15 protein-coding genes and 1 tRNA gene are annotated in these 18,974 nt (G+C 63.1%); 10 read left to right on the top strand and 6 right to left on the bottom strand.

The window, feature by feature from the left end; all coding sequences use genetic code 11:
* Positions 1–26: 26 nt before the first annotated feature.
* Positions 27–1,358: an HD domain-containing protein gene (locus NO930_RS13025; RefSeq protein WP_256403785.1), complete on the bottom strand. Its 1,332-nt coding sequence runs from the start codon at positions 1,356–1,358 to the stop codon at positions 27–29.
* Between the two features lie 127 nt (positions 1,359–1,485).
* Here NO930_RS13025 and NO930_RS13030 point away from each other — a divergent pair, with 127 nt between their 5' ends.
* Positions 1,486–1,890, top strand: a complete 405-nt coding sequence (locus tag NO930_RS13030; RefSeq protein WP_256403786.1) for a universal stress protein — start codon at positions 1,486–1,488, stop codon at positions 1,888–1,890.
* A 96-nt stretch (positions 1,891–1,986) separates the two neighbouring features.
* Here NO930_RS13030 and NO930_RS13035 read toward each other — a convergent pair whose 3' ends face one another.
* On the bottom strand, positions 1,987–2,544 hold the full coding sequence (locus NO930_RS13035; RefSeq protein WP_256403787.1) for a helix-turn-helix domain-containing protein: 558 nt from the start codon (positions 2,542–2,544) through the stop codon (positions 1,987–1,989).
* A gap of 60 nt (positions 2,545–2,604) precedes the next feature.
* A complete protein-coding gene (locus tag NO930_RS13040; RefSeq protein ID WP_256403788.1) occupies positions 2,605–3,924 on the bottom strand; it encodes a phosphoribosylglycinamide synthetase C domain-containing protein in 1,320 nt (439 codons plus the stop codon).
* A 412-nt stretch (positions 3,925–4,336) separates the two neighbouring features.
* Here NO930_RS13040 and katG point away from each other — a divergent pair, with 412 nt between their 5' ends.
* Complete coding sequence (gene katG / locus NO930_RS13045) at positions 4,337–6,478, top strand: catalase/peroxidase HPI (protein WP_256403789.1); 2,142 nt, start codon at positions 4,337–4,339, stop codon at positions 6,476–6,478.
* Positions 6,479–6,535: 57 nt separating this feature from the next.
* On the opposite strand, the gene NO930_RS13050 is transcribed toward katG, so the two are convergent.
* A complete protein-coding gene (locus NO930_RS13050; protein ID WP_256403790.1) occupies positions 6,536–7,489 on the bottom strand; it encodes a D-2-hydroxyacid dehydrogenase in 954 nt (317 codons plus the stop codon).
* Between the two features lie 311 nt (positions 7,490–7,800).
* On the opposite strand from NO930_RS13050, the gene NO930_RS13055 reads away from it, so the two are divergent.
* Positions 7,801–7,884: transfer RNA gene (locus NO930_RS13055), tRNA-Ser, on the top strand.
* 385 nt (positions 7,885–8,269) lie between these two features.
* Positions 8,270–8,869, top strand: a complete 600-nt coding sequence (sod, locus tag NO930_RS13060) for a superoxide dismutase (protein ID WP_256403791.1) — start codon at positions 8,270–8,272, stop codon at positions 8,867–8,869.
* A gap of 157 nt (positions 8,870–9,026) precedes the next feature.
* On the opposite strand, the gene NO930_RS13065 is transcribed toward sod, so the two are convergent.
* Complete coding sequence (locus NO930_RS13065; protein ID WP_137783259.1) at positions 9,027–9,593, bottom strand: peptidylprolyl isomerase; 567 nt, start codon at positions 9,591–9,593, stop codon at positions 9,027–9,029.
* Between the two features lie 114 nt (positions 9,594–9,707).
* Here NO930_RS13065 and NO930_RS13070 point away from each other — a divergent pair, with 114 nt between their 5' ends.
* The 5 genes from NO930_RS13070 (at position 9,708) to NO930_RS13090 (ending at position 17,262) form a co-directional block, all read left to right on the top strand.
* On the top strand, positions 9,708–10,664 hold the full coding sequence (locus NO930_RS13070) for a glycine betaine ABC transporter substrate-binding protein (RefSeq protein ID WP_256403455.1): 957 nt from the start codon (positions 9,708–9,710) through the stop codon (positions 10,662–10,664).
* Positions 10,664–12,484, top strand: a complete 1,821-nt coding sequence (locus tag NO930_RS13075) for a sensor histidine kinase (RefSeq protein ID WP_256403454.1) — start codon at positions 10,664–10,666, stop codon at positions 12,482–12,484. The genes NO930_RS13070 and NO930_RS13075 overlap by 1 nt, the downstream gene beginning before the upstream one ends.
* Before the next feature lie 268 nt (positions 12,485–12,752).
* A complete protein-coding gene (locus NO930_RS13080; RefSeq protein WP_256403453.1) occupies positions 12,753–13,760 on the top strand; it encodes a tyrosine-type recombinase/integrase in 1,008 nt (335 codons plus the stop codon).
* A 49-nt stretch (positions 13,761–13,809) separates the two neighbouring features.
* Positions 13,810–14,493 (top strand): hypothetical protein, encoded by a 684-nt coding sequence (locus NO930_RS13085; RefSeq protein ID WP_256403452.1) that lies wholly within the window; start codon positions 13,810–13,812, stop codon positions 14,491–14,493.
* A gap of 792 nt (positions 14,494–15,285) precedes the next feature.
* Positions 15,286–17,262 (top strand): hypothetical protein, encoded by a 1,977-nt coding sequence (locus tag NO930_RS13090; protein WP_256403451.1) that lies wholly within the window; start codon positions 15,286–15,288, stop codon positions 17,260–17,262.
* Positions 17,263–18,069: 807 nt separating this feature from the next.
* Here NO930_RS13090 and NO930_RS13095 read toward each other — a convergent pair.
* Positions 18,070–18,315, bottom strand: a complete 246-nt coding sequence (locus tag NO930_RS13095; protein ID WP_256403450.1) for an ArsR family transcriptional regulator — start codon at positions 18,313–18,315, stop codon at positions 18,070–18,072.
* A 172-nt stretch (positions 18,316–18,487) separates the two neighbouring features.
* On the opposite strand from NO930_RS13095, the gene NO930_RS13100 reads away from it, so the two are divergent.
* Positions 18,488–18,922 (top strand): hypothetical protein, encoded by a 435-nt coding sequence (locus NO930_RS13100; RefSeq protein ID WP_256403449.1) that lies wholly within the window; start codon positions 18,488–18,490, stop codon positions 18,920–18,922.
* Positions 18,923–18,974 lie beyond the last annotated feature (52 nt).

Raw genomic sequence — 18,974 nt, forward strand, 5'->3', positions numbered from 1 at the left:
CGCGGTCGAACGCACCCAACGGCCGATCAAAACTCGTCGAGCGTCGTGGGCATCGCCTGCCTGACCTCGGTCACGAGCGCGTCGGGGTCGAGCCCGAGCACGTCGGCCGCGGCGCGTCCGACGCGGTCGGTCGCGGGCTCCGGCGCGTACACGCCGAGCCGCCACTGATTGCGCTGGGCGGTCCGAAGCGCGGACACCAACGGCGACTGCCGCTCCAGCCGGCGGACGTCGCCGTTGACCGTGACCCGCGCCGTCGACTCGCGCATCGACGGTTCCGGCGGAACGTCGAGAACGACGTGCTCGCGAGCGACGCCGGCGGCCGCCGCGATCTCGCGTTCGAGCGTCACCTCGTCGTCGTGGTCGGCCTCGTGTATCCGGCCGGGGACGTCGCCGTATTCGGCCCACACCGCGCGCTTGTACAGGTCGCGCTCGTCGTACCGTCGGGAGAGGTCCGCGGTGGCCGGACAGTCGCGGATCGCGACGAGGAAGTCGTGGTCGTCCATCCGACGCAGCTCGGACGCGGTCGTCGTCGTCGCGGCGAGCAGGTCGCTCGCGGCGCGGCGCAACATCGCCTTGGAGATCCGCGCGACCGGATGGGTGTAGACGACCGGATTCATCAGCGCCCGGGCGAGGAGCAGGCTCTCTGCGGTCTGTACGTTCCCCTCGTCCAACACGAGCGTCGGGCCATCCGCTCTCCGGCCGTCGAAACCGCCTCGTTCGTCGGGCCCGATCCGATCGGTTCCGTCTCGGTCTCCGTCGTCCGCCTCGTCCCCTCCGTCGTCCGCCTCGTCTGCGAGCGTCGTGAACGTCAGCTCGCGCACGAACCGCTCCGTGTCGATGGTGCCGTACGGGACGCCGGTGTGGTAGGCGTCGCGGACGAGGTAGTCCATTCGGTCCACGTCGAGTTCGCCCGAGACGAGCTGTCCGTACGTCCCCTCGCCGGCGACGAGCCCGGCGATCCGTTCGGGGTCGAGGCCGTGGTCGCGGAGTACCTCGCCGACCGCGCCGGTGGCGAGGAGTTCGTCGACGTCGTCGTGGTACTTCCCCGTCCGCCGGTGCGTCAGGGCTTCGAGGTTGTGACTGAATGGTCCGTGGCCGACGTCGTGAAGCATCGCCGCCGCCTCGATTCGGTCGGCCTGCACCCCGTCGATACCGAGGTGATCGAGCGCTCGGCTGGCGAGGTGATAGACGCCGAGGCTGTGCTCGAACCGCGTGTGGTTCGCGGAAGGGTACACGAGCTGTACCGTCCCGAGCTGTTTGACGTGCCGAAGCCGCTGGACAGCGGGCGTATCGAGGAGGTCGGCTGCGACACCGTCGATCTCGATGTGATCGTGGACGGTGTCTTTGACCGTAATCATGGAGCCACCTTCGGCGGCATGAGATAAAAACCGGCGGCACGAGACGAACACGGCCGGAGTACCCGGATCCGCGCGGCCGTCCCGGACGGCGGTACGACTTATGAGCCACCCCGTCGAACCGTCGCCCATGTACGACGTACTCGTGGGGATCGACAACGCCGACGACGGTCGCGCGGTCGCACAGGGCGACGCCATCGCTGCCCTTCCGGCGCGCGCAGACGCGGTGACCGCACACCTCTGTCACGTGTTCCGAGACAATCCGGAGGGAGCGTCAGTCCACCAGATCGCGGCGGTTCGACGCGCGAGAGAGTCGCTGGAAGACGCCGGGGTCGACTGCGTCCACTACGAAGCGAGCGGCGATCCGGCCGACGAACTGCTCGCGGCGGCCACGGACATCGGCGCGGACGCGATCTGCGTCGCCGGGCGGAAGCGCCGCCCCTCGGGAAAAGCCGTCTTCGGGAGCGTGACCCAAGACGTGATCCTCGGCGCCGACGTTCCCGTGCTCGCCGTTCCGTCACCGGACGGGAACTGAGCGGCCGAAGCTCCGGGCCCGATCGTTGTCACCGCCGCGTCGCCGCCGCGACCGTCAGCGGTCTGCCGGTTCGGCCGCGGGTCTCGTCGCGCCGGATCACTCGTCGACGATCTCGACGCCGAGCCGCTCTTCGAGCGCGCGGACCACGGACCCGCCGACGCCGGCGGTCGCGGCGCGCCCGTCCTCGACGGCGAAGACGTCGTCGTCGTCGACACCGAGTTCCTCGGCGAGTTCTTCCACCGTCAGGCCGGCGTCTTGGCGAGCCGCCGCCACGTCGTCGCCGTACCCGGAGACGAGGTACGGGAGCCGGTCCGACTCGTAGTTGGTTCCGCCCTCCTCCCAGTGCTTGGAATCGCCCGCCGCGGAGTCGTACATCTTGGCCTGCTTGCGGGCCAGTTCCTTCTTCCGGCTCTCGTTCCCGCTCGTCCCGGCGCTCGCGCCGCCCGGGCTGCCGCTCGTGCTCCCGCTGCCGCTCGACCCGCCGCGACCGCCGGGCGCGTTCCCGGCGTCGTCGTGCGGGCGGCAGTCGGAGCACACGAGCAGCTTCGCGCCGGCGACCGTCGCCCGCTCGAGATCCGTGGTCTCGCGCCCGCAGAGCTCACAGGCGTCTCCGTCGTCGCCGCCCCCGCCGCCGCCCGTCGAGTACTTCGCCATACCGCGAGTAGTGGACCCCGACCGTTAAAAAGTCGTGGAGGCCCGGTCGGCGTGGACCGTTCACGCGTCGGCCGGCCCGAGGTATCCCCACGCCTGCAGCCGGTCGCCGTCGCCGTCGACCCAGCGCTCGCCGATGTCGTCCCGGTAGTACATGTTCGGCATGACGATATCGTCGATCCGGTCGTACGCCTGTTCGCGGGCCGCCTGCATCGTCTCGCCTCTGCCCGTCACGACGATCGGCATCCCGTTGTCGCCCGCGACGCGCCACTGGCTCTCGACCTTCTTCGCGTCCTCGATGTGGATCCCCTCTCGGCTCTCGGTCTGGAAGACGACGGCCGCGTTCCGGGAGTTCTCGTCGTACGTCTTCTCGTCGTCGAACGGGAACGGTGGGAGGACGACTCGCACCGCGATCTGATACCCGTTGTGAACCTCTACCTCGGGCTCGTTGCCGTGCGCGAGATCGTAGAAGAATTCCCCGGTAGACGACTCGATAGACTCCTCTTGCAGCGCGATCGTCGGGTACCCGAACCGCGGCGTGAACTCGAGCGGATAGATCCCGGTCTCGTTCACGATGCAGTTGATGTCGATGCTCCCGACGTAGCCCTCGTCGGCGAGCCAGTCTTCGAGTTTCCCGAAGGTTTCTTCGAACAGTTCGTTCTGGCCCGCCCAGAACATGGAGGTCCCCATCTCCCCGGTCGAGGGGCCGATATTTCCCGGGAATAATTTCTTATGCTCGAAATTGAAATTGACTTGGTCAATGAACTCGTCCCCGTTGAAGAACCCGCAGATAGCGACTTCGACACCCTCGACTTTGCGCTGAAGTTGGAAGCCCTTCATCCGGTGACCCCACGCCTTCTTGTACGCCTTCAGCACGTCTACGACGTCGCTCCCGTCCTCCTCGTTCCCGACGTACAGTAAGCGCTTGACGTTCTGGACTTCGCCGAGTGGTTTGATCACGTACGGGGCAGGATTCTCTTGGACGTGTTGTATCCCCGCGTCGAAACTGTCGAAGATGTGGTGTTCGACGGTGTTCACGCCGTGTTCTTCGAGGATCTCCATCGCGTACCCTCGATCCTCTTCGAGATGATCGGTGTTGGGCGTCCCGCCGACGACGGCGTTCCCGTCCTCGCGGAGTTCCTCGGCGAGTTCACCCGTGCCGATGTCGGAACCGACCCAGATATCGTCGAAAATGATGACATCCGCCCAGTCGACCTCTGCGCGCCAGTCGTCCGTCTTCGGGACGAAGCCGTCGCCGATCTCTTGATCGCCTTCGGCCTCGATGTAGTACTTCACGTCGTGGCCCTCGCGGTGCACGTGCCAGGCCAAGTCGGTGATCAGCGCGGCGTCTGCGGAGACGAACAGGAAGCGGTTCGATCCCATGCGAACGCTGGACCGCGGAGTGCCTTGAGTGTGGGTGCCGACACGTCCACGCGCCCCGACCCGACGCCGACCGGTTCGACGCGGCCGCGTAGGCGAGACGGCCCGGCGCACGGAAATCCGACCCCCCAGGGCGCGGAGATCCGACCCGAGACGCCGGGCGCGCTCTCGGAGCGACCGAACGCGGCGACTGGCCGGGTACCGATAGACACGGCGGTTCGCGTCGCAGTTCCCCATAGAATTTGAAGTATGCAAACAAATTTTTTTATATTCACAATAGTGGTTCTTTTTGCCGCGTTTTACACGGGGCAAGTAGCCACATTTTTATTCGCGGTCGAGCAAGGTCGTTCCGAAGACGCATGTCTCACGAATTCACTCACGACACGTATCTGAACGGATCGGAGGGGGGTCGCTAATGTCTGGGGTCCGCAAAGACTGGTGGCCGAACCAGCTCGACTTGGACGTTCTCGACGAGCACGCCGGGAACCCGGGACCGCTCGACGAGGAGTTCGACTACGGCGAGGCGTTCGAGGAGCTCGACCTCGATGAGGTGAAAGCCGACATCGAGGAAGTGATGACGACGTCACAGGACTGGTGGCCCGCCGACTACGGCCACTACGGTCCGCTCTTCATCCGGATGGCGTGGCACAGCGCCGGAACCTACCGGACGCACGACGGTCGCGGCGGCGCGTCCGGCGGACGACAGCGGCTCCCGCCGCTCAACAGCTGGCCGGACAACGTCAACCTCGACAAGGCCCGGCGGCTGCTCTGGCCGGTCAAACAGAAGTACGGTCGCAAGCTATCGTGGGCCGACCTGATCGTCTTGACCGGCAACGTCGCCCTCGAATCGATGGGCTTCGAGACGTTCGGCTTCGCCGGCGGCCGCGAGGACGACTTCACGCCCGACGACGCCGTCGACTGGGGTCCGGAAGACGAGTGGGAGTCGATGTCGGCGGAGCGGTTCACCGAGGAGGGCAGCCTCGACGACGCGCTCGGGAACACCGTCATGGGCCTCATCTACGTGAATCCGGAGGGCCCGAACGGCGAGCCGGACCTTGAGGGGTCCGCGGACAACATCCGCGACACGTTCAGCCACATGGCGATGAACGACAAGGAGACGGTGGCGCTCATCGCCGGCGGCCACACCTTCGGGAAGGTCCACGGGGCCGACTCCGGCGACAACCTCGGACCGGAACCCGAGGACGCCCCGATCGACCTGCAGGGGCTCGGCTGGGACAACGAGTTCGGCGAGGGGAAAGGCCCCGACACGATCACGAGCGGTATCGAGGGCCCCTGGAACACCACGCCGACCGTCTGGGACCTGAGCTACGTCAATAACCTGCTCAGCTACGAGTGGGAGCCGGAGAAGGGCCCCGGCGGCGCGTGGCAGTGGACCACGAAGAACGACGAGCTCGACGACGCCGCGCCCGGCGTCCAAGACCCCTCGGACAAAGAGGACGTGATGATGCTCACGACGGACGTGGCGCTGAAACACGACGACGACTTCCGGGCGGTCCTAGAGGAGTTCCGCGACGATCCGGAGGAGTTCCAGGAGTCGTTCGCGAAGGCGTGGTACAAGCTCATCCACCGCGACATGGGCCCGCCGGAGCGGTTCCTCGGCCCCGAGGTCCCCGAGGAGACGATGATCTGGCAGGACCCGCTCCCCGAGGCCGACTACGACGTCGTCGGCGAGGCGGAGATCGCCGACCTCGAAGCGCTGATCGCCGACTCCGACCTCTCGGTCTCCGACCGCGTCAAGACCGCGTGGGCGTCCGCCTCCACGTTCCGTCACAGCGACAAACGCGGCGGCGCGAACGGCGCGCGGATCCGCCTCGAACCCCAGCGGAGCTGGGAGGTCAACGACCCCGACGAGCTGGCGTCCGTGCTAGAGACCTACGAGGAGATCCAGGCCGAGTTCAACGACTCGCGCGACGACGACACGCGGGTGTCGCTCGCCGACCTCATCGTGCTCGGCGGCAACCTCGCGGTCGAGGAGGCCGCCGCGGCCGCCGGCCACGACGTCGAGGTACCGTTCGAGCCGGGACGCGTCGACGCCACGCAGGATCAGACCGACGAGGAGTCCTTCGAGGTGCTCGAACCGGAGGTCGACGCCTTCCGCAACTACCTCGGCGAGGACCTGCCTCACGAGCCGGAACACGAGATGGTCGACCGAGCGGAGCTGCTGCAGCTGTCCGTTCCCGAGATGACGGTGCTCGTCGGCGGGATGCGCGTCCTCGACGCGAACTACGACGGCTCGGACCACGGCGTGTTCACCGACGAGCCGGAGACGCTGACGAACGACTTCTTCGTCAACCTGCTCGACTTCGACCGCGACTGGGAGCCCGTCGACGAGGATGAGGAGGTATTCGAGCTCCGCGACCGCGAGACCGGCGAGGTCGACTGGACCGCGACCCGGCTCGACCTCATCTTCGGTTCGAACTCCCGTCTCCGCGCCGTCGCCGAGGTCTACGGCGCTGAAGACGGCGAAGAGAAGTTCGTTCAGGACTTCGCAGACGCGTGGAGCAAGGTCATGAAGCTCGACCGCTTCGACCTCTGAGCGGTCGGCGCTGACGCGGGCGGACTCACGGCGGTCGGGCGCGTCCCGGCCCTTCGGTCACGCGACCAGATTTTTGAGGTCGTCGCCGGCGTCGAGGCGACGGACGTTCTCCGCGAGGATCTCAGCCACACGATCGTAGTAGTGCGGGGTGTGACCCGCGTTGTGCGGCGTGATCGTGACGTTGCTGAGTCCCCACAGCGGGTGGTCCTCGGGCAGCGGCTCGGGATCTGTGACGTCGAGGGCCGCCCCGCGGATCCGGCTGTTTCGGAGGTCGGAGACGAGCGCGTCGGTGTCGACGATCGGCCCGCGCGCGACGTTGATCAGGACCGCATCTGATCGCATCGTGCGGAGGGCCTCGGCGTCGACGAGCCCGCGGGTCGCCTCCGTGAGGGGACACGCGAGAACGACGTACTCGGCGTCGGCTATCGCCTCGTGGAACTCGTCGAAGCCGTACACCTCGTCCGTCGGTCCCCCCTTTTCGGGGGAGTAGCGGACCCCGATCGTCTCGACGTCGAAGGCGTCGAGCCTGTCGACGACGGTGCGCCCGATCGCGCCGAGCCCGACGACGGCCGCGGTGGAGCCGTACACCTCGGTCGTCTCGTAGTTCCGCCACTCGCGCCGGGCCTGCTGGCGGTGGGCCCGCTGCCACTGCCGGGCGTGGGTCACCATCGCGCCGACGACGTACTCTGAGATGTTCGGGCCGTGGACGCCGGAGGCGTTCGTCACGGCGACGCCGTGGTCCGCGAGGGCGTCTCGCGGGAGGTGGCCCGTCCCCGCGAACACGCAGGCGAAGAGTTCGAGGTTCTCGGCGGCCGCCAACTGTGGCTCGTCGATGTGGAGCCCGACGGCGATCCGCGCCGTTTCGAGCAGGTCGCGCTCCTCGTCCGGCGTCCGCGCCATCGCGACCGTGCTGTTCGGGAGTCGCTCGCGGACCGCCGCGGTCAGGTCGCGGGCGTCCGAACCGTGGATCGTCTGTCGCAACACGACGACGTCGGGGTCGCTCTCGCTCATGGCGATGGACTCGCCTCGGCGTACAAAAAGCGTGGCCGTTCGGCGAGGGGTGCCGGTTTCCGGTGGCGTCGCCGGTCGCCCTGAGAGCGGCACCTGCGGTCTACGGCCCTGTGCCGCCGGCTCGAACTCGGAAGGCCGCATAACGATAGCTTCAACTTCGTCGCGACAGTCGGTCCTCACACGCCCCGCGGCGGTGGATATCGTCGATTCACGCACGGCTCGGTCCGGGCGAACCGACTGACGCTCACCGTTCGACCCGCCTTCGGAACGCCGAGGGCACACGACCGTGTGGGGGCGATAGCACGCATCGCGGTGGGATGGCAGAGCGGCCCATTGCGCCTGCCTTGAAAGCAGGTAGCCTCACGGCTTCCTGGGTTCAAATCCCAGTCCCACCGTACGAACGCGACACACTTCCTACCGTCATGAGTCACGCCGACGGATTTGAACCCTGCCAGTCGCAGCGCCCGAGCGAAGCGAGGGCGATCGTCTGGCTCCGGTTCAAATCCCAGTCCCACCGTAGTGCACGCGGCGCATCTTCGTGATTCGAGAGAGGAACGCACGCGCTGTTTCGCGCGCCATATAACCATTTATGGTTACCCTATCGTGCGGTGCTACTGAGACGAACGACCGCGCCGGTGGACCGACGTTCCGCCTGAACCGCGAGCGCATCCCTCGCACGCGAGCGTCTCGGGTTCAACTCACGTCCAGTGACGTGTGGTATCAGGTGCCGCATTATCTTTAACAGGTTTCCGGCGCATGTGCATAACAGGTGATACAACGATGAGCTACGAACTCGATCCGCTGCCGTACGACTACGACGCGCTGGAGCCGCACATTTCCGAGCAGGTGCTCGAATGGCATCACGACACCCATCATCAGGGGTACGTAAACGGGTGGAACGCCGCTGAAGAGACGCTCGAAGAGAACCGCGAGGCGGGCGACTTCTCGTCGTCTGCCGGCGCGATCCGGAACGTCACGCACAACTCGTCGGGCCACATTCTGCACGACCTGTTCTGGCGGAACATGAGCCCCGAGGGCGGCGACGAGCCCTCGGGCGAGCTCGCGGACAGAATCGAGGAGGACTTCGGCTCGTACGAGGCGTGGAAAGGCGAGTTCGAGGCCGCGGCCTCGGGCGCGAGCGGATGGGCGCTGCTGGTATACGACACGTTCTCGAACCAACTGCGCAACGTCGTGGTCGACAAACACGACCAGGGCGCTATCTGGGGCGGTCATCCCATCCTCGCGCTGGACGTGTGGGAACACTCCTACTACCACGACTACGGCCCCGCCCGCGGCGAGTTCGTCGACAACTTCTTCGAAGTCGTCGACTGGAACGAACCCGCCGCCCGCTACGAACAGGCCGTCCAACTCTTCGAGTAACGAGGGGTTCCGCGCGCGACGCGCGTCGAGTTCTGCGATTTTTTGCTGTGTTGTCCGAGAGTGACGCCGCTCGCGGAGCGACAGCGACACCGGACCACGAGCGTGTGAGAAACAGTCGGTGGACCGAGACCGGCCCCACGTTCGTGGGTGAGCGACGCTACTCGTCGACGGTGACGCCCTCGATCTCGACCGCGTCGCGCGGCTCGTCGCGTCGGTCGGTGGGAATGGAGCCGATCTCCTCGACGACGTCCATCCCGTCGATGACCTGCCCGAAGACCGCGTGTTTCCCGTCGAGGTGCGGGGTGGCGTCGAGCGTGATGAAGAACTGCGAGCCGTTGGTGTTCGGCCCGGAGTTAGCCATCGAGAGGATACCCGGACCGTCGTGGGTCAGCTCGTCGTGGAACTCGTCGTCGAACTGATAGCCGGGGCCGCCGCGGCCGTTCCCCTGCGGGTCGCCGCCCTGGATCATGAAGTCCTCGATGACGCGGTGGAAGACGGCACCCTCGTACAGCGAGTCGCCCCGCGTCTCGCCCGTCTCGGGGTCCTCCCAGGTGTTCGTGTCGCGGTCGGGCTCGGCGTCTGCGGCGGGGTCGTGACGCGCCAGCCCGAGGAAGTTCTCGACCGTCTTCGGAGCGCGGTCGGCGAACAGTTCGACGACGACCTCGCCGTGGTTCGTCTGAAGCGTCACCTGCGGGTTGTCGGGATCGGAAACGTCTCGTGCCATGTTCACGGGGACGACCGCACGCCGGAAAACCCTACCCATATCGAGCGTGGCACGCGGCCGCGACCGCTCCCGGCACGTACGTTTATGTCTATGCTGTCCGATATGTTCGCACGTATGCCTCCGACTCGCCGGCAGTATCTCGCGCGTGCCGCAGGAGTCGGGAGCGGCGTGACCGCCGGTGTTTCGGCCGGGTGTCTGGGGGACACCTCGCCCGCCGGTCCCCGGTTCACTCTCCGGATCGGTTCGAAGGGGTTCGACGAGCAACGCATTCTCGGATACCTCGCGTACCACAGCCTCCGAGACCTCGAACGAGTTCGGCTCGTCGACCGAATCGGACGCGGCGACACACAGACGAACTGGGCGGCGGTGCGGGACGGCACGATCGACCTCTACTGGGAGTACACGGGAACGGTATGGGGTCGCCTCCCGCCCGTCCGCGACGAGCGGATCATGGATCCCCGAGCGGTCTACGAGCGAGCCGCAGCGGACGCTCGCGACCAGGGGGTAGCGATGGCCCCGCCCGCTGACTTCTCGAACGAGTACGTGCTCGTCACCGATGCGGCGTGGAGTCGCGACACCGGAGTCGAGACGATCGGAGACCTGCTGGCGTACGCGAGCGCGGCGGAGCGTGCAGTCCCGGTCGCGGTCAACGGAGCGTTTTACCACCGCCGCGACGGTTGGCCGGGACTCTTCGACCACTACGACGCCGATCCGGCGGCGCGGGCCTCGCTCTCCGGCGACGCGCTCACCGTCACCTCCATCGGTCTCACGTACGAACTCCTCGCGAGCGGCGACGCGACGGTCGCGAACGGGTTCGCGAGCGATCCGCAGCTCGACCGAGACGGAATCGTCACGCTCGACGACGACGGAGGATACTTTCTCCCGTACAATCCGGCTCCGACTGCACACGCTCCGACCGTCGACGCGCATCCGGCGGTGTTCACGGCGCTCGAACCCGTGGTCGACGCCCTCAGCGAGCCGGCGATGCGACGGCTCAACCGACGCGTGTTCGTCGACGGCGAGCTTCCGAGCGCCGTCGCCGAGTCGTTCCTGTCGGCGGAGGTCCGGTGATGTGGTCTCCGCCCGGTGCCGCGCGCCTTCGGTCGTTCGTTCGGTCTTCGTATCGGCGGAAGCTCGCCGTGGCACTGCTCGCCGTGTTCCTCGTCACCGCGGTCGGTGGGGTCGGGCTGTACGTTCAGGTCGGCGGGCTGTTGAACGAGAACGTCGAGGACTCGATGACTGCCGCGGCGACGGCCGAGGCCGGCGAACTCACCGAGTGGGACACCCGGAACCGGCTCACGGCACAGATCCTCTCGGAGCATCCGGTGTACGCGAACGACGACGAGGCCATCCGATCGTACCTCGAGGGGCAACGACGGACGCGCGACGAGATCGCCATCGAGGCCGCGTACGTCGTCGACCGTCGGAATCGATCGATCAGAACGAGCACCGATCCGTCGATCGAGGGCGCGCCGACGACCGCGCTCCCGTGGAACGAGCGGCTCGCGTTCCGCGGGTTCGACGACGTTCGATCGACGGACCCGTACGAACGCGTCGATGGAACGACGGTAGTCAGCTACGTGACGCCGATCCGCCAGCGGCCCGAACTGCTTCTCGTCGTCGCCGTCGGGACCACGAGCGCGTTCGACAGGTTCACCTACCCGGTCGCCGGCGGCTTCACGCGCGTCGTCGACTCGAACGGGACCATCGTGCTCGCGGACGACGCGTCGGCGACGCTGCAGCCGTACGACGACGGCGGAGAACGACCGTACGCTCTCCGTTCCGGGCTTCGCGGCGAGTCCGGGTTCATTGCCGACCCGGAACCGTCGGATTCTGCCCTGTCCGCGAGCGACGGGGACGGATACGTCGCGGCGTACGTTCCCGTCACGGGGACCGACTGGGTACTGATCAAACACGCGCCGGAACGCGAGGCGTTCGCGATCCTTCACGAAACCCGAACGTGGATCGGGATCGTCGGCGCGTTCATGCTGACCGGCTTCGTAGGTGTCGTGTCAATACTTGGCGCGGACGTGACGGGCGCGCTCTCACGACTCACCCAGAAAGCGAGGCGGATACGAGACGGCGAGTACGACGTGACGTTCGAGACGGAGCGCGCGGACGAGTTCGGTGAGCTGAATCGGACGTTCGCGGCGATGCGAGACGCCCAGCGGGATCGAATCGCGGAGATACGCGAGACGCGCGACCAGCTCGAGGCGTCGAACGTCGCGCTCGAAGAGCGTACGGAGATGCTGAGCGTCCTCGATCGGATCCTCCGCCACAACGTCCGTAACGACATCAACATCATCGCCGGACGCGCGGACCTGCTGTCACGGAACGCCGAAAGCGACCAGCAGGACGGCCTCGACACGATTCGAGAGACGGCGATGAAGCTGGCGGATGTCTCGGAGCAGACGCGGCGGATGCAACAGCTGTTGGCCGACGACGACGCCGACCAGCTGCCGGTCGACATCGCGAGCGCGTTGGACGACGCGCTCTCGCGGGTGCGTGTCGGCGACTCGGACACGGCGATCGCGCTCGACGTCGACGACGACGTGCCGGAGCGAGTCACCGGCGTGTCTATTTTACCAGAGACGATAGCGGACGTCGTCGCGCAGATCGCTCGAAACAACGAGGGCGTCACCGTCGAGGTTCGCGTGACCCGAGCCGATACCGACGACGCCGTGCTCGTCGCCGTCGAAGACGACGGCTGTGGGCTTCCGGAGTTCGACGTGCAGGCGGTCGAACGCGGCGAGGAGACGCCGCTCGCGCACGCCGAAAACGTCTCTCTCTGGTGTCTCAAGTGGGCCGTGGACAACGCCGACGGCGACCTCGCGCTCGACGAGAACGGCACGACCGTGCGGATGACGCTGCCACTCCCTTCCGAACCGTAGCTTCGACCCGGAAGAGCGTTCTATCCCGGCCCGTAGAATCCCTCGGCAACTGACGCCGTGCCGGCAACGACGACCGTCGAACCCACGCCGGCAGAGACCGTGAACCGCGGTCGTTCCGCTCGACACCTCGCTTCGCTCCCGGTTCAAATGGCTCTTGCAGCTCTTCGGTCCCGCTTCGTTTCGTCAGAAGAGCCGGAGGAGGGATTTGAAACCCCTCGACGCGGGCACACGAGCGCGGCGTTCTGCCGGGGAGTACACGAGACCACCCATGGAACTCAAACCTACTCCCCCGAGGGACGCACGGACACGGTACCTGAACAAGAAGCGAACCCACGTCACCGAGAAGACGATCTACAACTACGACACCGCACTCACGCGACTTATCGAGTTCTTGGATAGCAAGGGAACCGCCGACATGCGTGACGTGAGCAGCGACACTATCGCACAGTTTGAGGAATGGCGGTTGGAGTCGGTCAAGCCGATCACCGCCCGGAACGATATGCGGACGATCCGGAACTTCATTCAGTTCTGCGAGTCCATACAGGCCGTCCCTGTCGGGCTCCACGAACTCATCCAGATCACGAAAGTCAAACAGGAGGACGAGATTTGCAACGACGTACTACTCCGCGAGGAGGCAGTTCAGATCCTCAACCAACTTGAGAAGTACCAGTACGCGAGCCTCCGCCACGTCACCATCCTACTCCTGTGGAAGTGCGGAATGCGAATCAGCGGCCTCCGTACGCTTGACGTGGACGACTTTGATGAGGGACGGCCGGCGATCGAGATCCGACACCGGCCGGAGACAGGAACTCCTCTGAAGCGGAAACACAACAGCGAGCGGGACGTGCTGATTCGGCCCGACACCGCCGATGTGGTTGCCGATTTCATTCAGAACCGCCGGCCTGACGTGATCGACGACCACGACCGCGAGCCGCTAATTGCTACGGACCACGGCCGGGCAAGCCGTACGACCATCACGAAGCACGTCTACCTGTCCACGTCACCGTGTTTCTACAACGGCGGCACCTGTCCGTTCAACGAGGACCCGCAGGAGTGTCAGTCGACCAGTTGGGGCCACGCCTCGAAGTGCCCCGGTTCAGTCAGTCCGCACGCGCTTCGTCGGGGCTACGTGACGGCTGCGAGAAACGCAGGGCAGCCGAAAGACGTGACCGGAAATAGAGTCAACATGAGCGGACCGATCTTGGACAAGCACTACGACAAGGGTACCCACGATGAGAAGGCCGAGCGACGGAAAGACTACTTGAAGGATATTTGATCGAACTAATGACCGGCACAGACATATCAATCAAATTCAAATAGAGACTATGACAATACCAAATCCCAACCAATTGAGCAACGGAGACGTACTCCGCTTAGACTACCACAGGACGGCGTTCGACACAGATGCAAGAATGGAGGTGGTGGTAGATTCAGTCAGAGAACATGGCGAGGAGACCTTGATCACCCTTCTTGATGAGTGGGGAAACACAATCGACGATGAAGTAAGCATCACCAGTTCGGGAGCTTATTATTCGGCACATCCCATCAAAGAGGGACCGATTGACTCTATCAAAATAATTGGTGAGGTGCCACCCGACTTTGGCAAGCACTACATTCTGTTTCGACCTCCACCGTACCGGGATCACGTCCTGAGAAAGTCGAGGACCGGAAAGGTCGAGAATGTCTGTAAACATAATGTTGACATTCATGATGGGGAGAAGATTCGAGAGGATAAGATCACCCGAAGACAACGGTCCTTAATTAACATCTGTGCTGATTGTCATTCCCACTTTGAGGAGCACCTCCGTGAGAAACTACCGGAACCCATGGAACGGGGCCAAATTGAGGAAGAGGCTCCATTTCTCTGTCCTTCTTGTGGGATGCCTCCTGAAAGTGTAGAGTATGTTAGAATGTTAAGAGGGATGGTGAGCCATCATAAGGATGGAAACTGTGCGACGTGGCCGAAGCAGATCTACCACGATTGGCGAGTAGAGGGGTACGACCGGTAGGACAGCCGGACTTGTTCCCACACTCATAGATCCCACACCATCTCACGGATTATGATATAGTCTGGATCACGACAGAACCGCCGCCCACTCGTATTTGCCGGGCGAGCTATCTGCTATCACGTGTTACGGAATCTATAAGACAAATTGGGTTGTTAGTATAGTGAAGAGAGTTTCTGCCGGCAAGTCTGCGATCTCGTGTCACGGTATCTATAATAGGATAGAGGTAGTCTGTATAGTGAAGAGGACTTCCTGCCGAGCAGCTATATCACCTTCCTGAACGGTATCTATATATACTTACTCGTAGATTAGTGGGTGGAAAGGAGACGCTGTCAGACAGCATCCATTCTAATCTCGTAAGTTCGATATCCGGGATTGTATGAGTATGACTGAATCGTAGTTCTTGAGATGCTTATCTAAGTCTCAGTCTAATCTGTATTCCGGCGATCCTCTCCATTCGAAAATGTCTAACAAAACTATAGGCGGTTATTGCGAGCGGTGTGGCGATCTGATTAATTGTATGACTGGCTACGAGATGATTGACCGGACATACCGCCCACCTCATGGGCGAGATATTGAGCAGGAGATTCACTTCCATTTCTTTTGTCATGGATGTAGTCTCTCGTTCGGTGAATGGCTGAGTGAATCCGGTGGCGATATTAGCTACCCGGGTGCGACCGACCTGAAACTCTCTGATTTAGTCTAAAAATGTCTGCTAAACCTACATCTACAGCGATAGAATCGTACCGAAAGTCCGTTGATCCGAATTGCTACCAGACAATCTGTGAAGCATTTGTGAGCGACAGGCCAGGACTGGTTGATGCCCTGCCGGCGATGGGCAAAAGTCGTGGTATACCTCTTTGGGAGACCGATACCGGAGAACCGATTACGATCTACACCCTCAGACACGACCTGTATCGTCAGTACGAAGAGTCGTGTGAGGAACTTAACCAGCGATACGCGCGTATTCCGTCACAGCGAGCCGACTGTCCACTTGGAGAACAGTATAAGAATACCCACGGTAAGTCTCGTCATCCAGAAGCGGACGAGTGGGACGACAAGGTTGAAGAGGTCTACGAACGGCTCGAAAGTTTCACCGCAGTACATGAGCACTTCGGGGATCAGCTTCCGTGCCAATCCGATGGTCCGTGTCCTTACGTCCAAAGCCGCGAGGGGTTCCACCGGATGCTGGACGAGATCGAGAAGGGAAATGCGGAACCATATGACGTGATCATCGGTAACTATCTCCACTCGTTTACACCGTACACCGAGACGATCCAGAAGTCGGACGGAAAAGAAATAACGATCCAGAAACCTGGCCGGTATCACAAGGATCGGTACGTCGTCTTCGACGAATTCCCCGGAGAGGATGCCGTTCGGAAAATCGGCGGAGAGACTGTTCAAGAGAGTATTACGGCATATCTCCAGACAGAACCCGATCTCCCGTTCAAGAACTATGCCGATCTAAACGAGAGGAAAGACGATCCGGAGATCCAGTCTGAGATTAGCAAGTGGCGATCGTCACAGGGAAAGAACCGCTCGTTCTGGTCAAGCCGTTTTAATGGTCGAGGTAACGCGGTAGCCGAAGCACCCTTGCTAACTGAACTGGCGCTTTCTGCCAAGCCACTTCCAGTCAACAGATACGGTCGTGCTGAGGTCGGCCGGGACACCATAGGGGTAATGAACGGTGGAAACGGCTCTGTGTGGCTTCTGACTCGGCCACCGGTTACGAACGCTCGGGGAGTCATTGCTCTCGATGGAACGCCGACGCTTGAGCTATGGGACCTTCTGCTGCCCGGTATCGAACATCACCCGGTACTCCCGACTGAGGAGTACAAAAACGAATATATCCGCGATCAACTTGGCTTACGATTCATCCGGACGAGTGCCTACGTCAAGCCCTACGCATCAGGGGAAGAGTTCGACCCCGATAAGCCGAGCAATCAGATCCACAGTATGAACGAGGCTACAGTAAGAGATGTGCTCGCGTTCAAATGGATGATCGGCTCACACGGGAGCGACGACCCGCCCTCACTAATCAGCACCAAGGCCGTCAACGAAGCTTACGGGCGTGCCGGCTTCTTGAATGAGGTCGACCAATACGAGCACTACAACAACCTAATCGGGACGAACGCACTCGGTCGCTCCCGGTTCGGGATCGTATCCGGCTGTAACTACCCCGGCGACGAAGTTGTCAAAATGTGGGCGGCGCTTTGCGGTGTTGGAGTTGAAGCTGTGACTAACGACGATGGAGAGCGTCTCTCAGGACGGAATCTAAGTTTCGGAACCGCAGGCGAACCGTTTCTCCACGCAGTCCGTGAAAACGTTGTTCTCCAAGCTGCGATGCGCTATGGTCGACAACCAGACGAGAACGGAAATCGCGGAGCGACTGTGTTCGTTCACACTTCGGCACTCCCGGAGTGGGTCGAATACGATGATCGGTTGATTAGTCCTAAACTGTGGGTGAACAGCGATGGACTGACCGATGTTCTTCGTGTACTTCGGGAGTACGGAGACGAAACTACAGAGTGGACCGCAAGAGAGGTTCAGGAGGTCTTAGAGACGATCCATGGCGAGGAGGATGCCATCTGCGTGGAAACAGCACGCCGTAACCTGAATGGTCTCTCCGAGGATGGAATCGTGACAGGAGAAAAACGGACAGGAAAAGGCTCGGGCCGAGGCCGTCCATGGCGGTATACCCCCGAGAACCTTTCCGAGCTGATTGAGTTCGGTCCGGGCTATGTAGTTCCTCCGCGGGAGACTGCTATGTGAGGTCATTCATCGGGCATGCCACACTCTAATATGAGTGTGATGTGTCCGGAAAGAGAGCCAACATTGCGAGAGAACCGCCGCCCACAATATCAGCGACCGCTGCTTACTGCGAGCTAACTCAGGGAACGCTCATAAGGAAATACACAATCCACCTTCTGAGCCCTGTCTGTACCTTTCCGAGGGGCCTATAGAGGTATCTCAAAAATTCAAAAATATCTGCGGGGTAACACTCTCTATACCTGTAGAGGGAATTGACGGTGTAGCAACCGACCGGGCCTTACCTCGCGCGCAGAATTCTGGTGGGTCGACGCCGGCCGACGGTGGGAGCGACGGGACCCCGAACCCACGGCGGAGCCCGACAGAGACAGGGGGATATGCGGGCGGTTCCTTCACCGGTCGGACTCCACGACGGGGACAACGGACCAGACCCCGGATCGGCAAGCCCCTAACACGTCGACTACGAGCCCGGCAGACCCCGGACCCGGATCCGTCCATGCAAGCCGTTTCGAGCCTTTGGTATAGGCGGTTTTTCGCCATGAAAAGTTAGTACCAGACCTTCGGCCGGAACCCTACCGGACCCCAAATGGATCCCCGTCGACGGCGAGCCACGATAGGACCTGTGAGGAGAGCCCAAGGCGGATCCGAGGGGGCGATAGAACGCCGCCGACCCCGCCGGCCGCTTTCTTCGCTCGTAGGCTCTCGGTGAGTCCCGTGGTGAGCTTTGGGACGGGAACAGGACCCCATCTACGGTCTGTTGCTTGGAGCCCGTAGGGAGCATCCTCGGCCGCCTGAGGCGACCCTGTTCGGTCACTCGTCGTCGCCCGAAACCCACCAAACCACCGCTCGACTTCCGACCTTCTTTTTGTGAATACGACCCTCCTCGGCGAGTTCGTTCAGCTTGTTCAAGGCCGTCCGGCGTACGATCCCGAGTTCATCCGCTACCTCGGTCGCAGTCCGGGGCTCCGTGTCGGTGAACAGCGCCAAGACGTCTTCGGGAGTGACGGTCTCGGCATAGGTCCCGTCGTCCGAACGCTCGCGATTGTCGGCAGTCATACCGGGCGGTTCTATCCGAATCCAGATAGCTGTTTCCAGTTCCTTCGAGGGTAACCGATACAGCTATATCCTATTCCTACGTAGGTAGTGGTAAGAAGGACCCATCCCTCGGGGCGTATCGGAAACGCCCGGCGGTAGTGACGCCGGACGGTGGCCTTCTTGGGGAAGACCAATGGCAACTACAAGCCGAACCGGAGAAAAGCGTACCGCTGTCGAATACCTTGATTACACCTCGCGAACCCTTCGCCGAGTCGAGTGGGAGTCATGGGAGTTCACCGTGACCGGCCCGCACCTGATCGAAGTCACGAACGCGAGCTACGGCTACCTCAAAGACGATCATTCGTACACGGTCGGCGTGGAGGTGCGGGACGGCGTCGCAGTTCCAGCCGAGTGCGAGTGCCCGGCCGACGTTCATCACGACTCGGACTGTAAGCACAAGACCGCACTCGCGATCGTCGGGGGCCCGACCGTCCTGAACGCGGCCGTGGACTTCGAGGGCTCAAGCCCGGCCCTCGGCGTCGCCACCGACGGCGGGTGCAAGTGTGACGGCGACCGGCTCCCGTGTTTTGACTGCTACTCCGTCGGCCGGCGCGAATTCCCCGAGTAGGCGGGAACCCCGCCGCCTGCGATCCTTTGCTCGGCATATCCGAACGCCAGAA

It is taken from the genome of Halorubrum salinum (assembly GCF_024494575.1).
GTDB classification, from domain to species: domain Archaea; phylum Halobacteriota; class Halobacteria; order Halobacteriales; family Haloferacaceae; genus Halorubrum; species Halorubrum salinum.

What these genes read in the sequence shown, in the direction of transcription:
- NO930_RS13100 (WP_256403449.1), top strand. Translation starts at nt 18,488, where the DNA reads ATGGCAACTACAAGCCGAACCGGAGAAAAGCGTACCGCTGTCGAATAC.
- NO930_RS13070 (WP_256403455.1), top strand. Translation starts at nt 9,708, where the DNA reads ATGCCTCCGACTCGCCGGCAGTATCTCGCGCGTGCCGCAGGAGTCGGG.
- NO930_RS13065 (WP_137783259.1), bottom strand. Translation starts at nt 9,593, where the DNA reads ATGGCACGAGACGTTTCCGATCCCGACAACCCGCAGGTGACGCTTCAG.
- NO930_RS13085 (WP_256403452.1), top strand. Translation starts at nt 13,810, where the DNA reads ATGACAATACCAAATCCCAACCAATTGAGCAACGGAGACGTACTCCGC.
- NO930_RS13050 (WP_256403790.1), bottom strand. Translation starts at nt 7,489, where the DNA reads ATGAGCGAGAGCGACCCCGACGTCGTCGTGTTGCGACAGACGATCCAC.
- NO930_RS13025 (WP_256403785.1), bottom strand. Translation starts at nt 1,358, where the DNA reads ATGATTACGGTCAAAGACACCGTCCACGATCACATCGAGATCGACGGT.
- katG (WP_256403789.1), top strand. Translation starts at nt 4,337, where the DNA reads ATGTCTGGGGTCCGCAAAGACTGGTGGCCGAACCAGCTCGACTTGGAC.
- NO930_RS13040 (WP_256403788.1), bottom strand. Translation starts at nt 3,924, where the DNA reads ATGGGATCGAACCGCTTCCTGTTCGTCTCCGCAGACGCCGCGCTGATC.
- sod (WP_256403791.1), top strand. Translation starts at nt 8,270, where the DNA reads ATGAGCTACGAACTCGATCCGCTGCCGTACGACTACGACGCGCTGGAG.
- NO930_RS13035 (WP_256403787.1), bottom strand. Translation starts at nt 2,544, where the DNA reads ATGGCGAAGTACTCGACGGGCGGCGGCGGGGGCGGCGACGACGGAGAC.
- NO930_RS13075 (WP_256403454.1), top strand. Translation starts at nt 10,664, where the DNA reads ATGTGGTCTCCGCCCGGTGCCGCGCGCCTTCGGTCGTTCGTTCGGTCT.
- NO930_RS13030 (WP_256403786.1), top strand. Translation starts at nt 1,486, where the DNA reads ATGTACGACGTACTCGTGGGGATCGACAACGCCGACGACGGTCGCGCG.
- NO930_RS13080 (WP_256403453.1), top strand. Translation starts at nt 12,753, where the DNA reads ATGGAACTCAAACCTACTCCCCCGAGGGACGCACGGACACGGTACCTG.
- NO930_RS13095 (WP_256403450.1), bottom strand. Translation starts at nt 18,315, where the DNA reads ATGACTGCCGACAATCGCGAGCGTTCGGACGACGGGACCTATGCCGAG.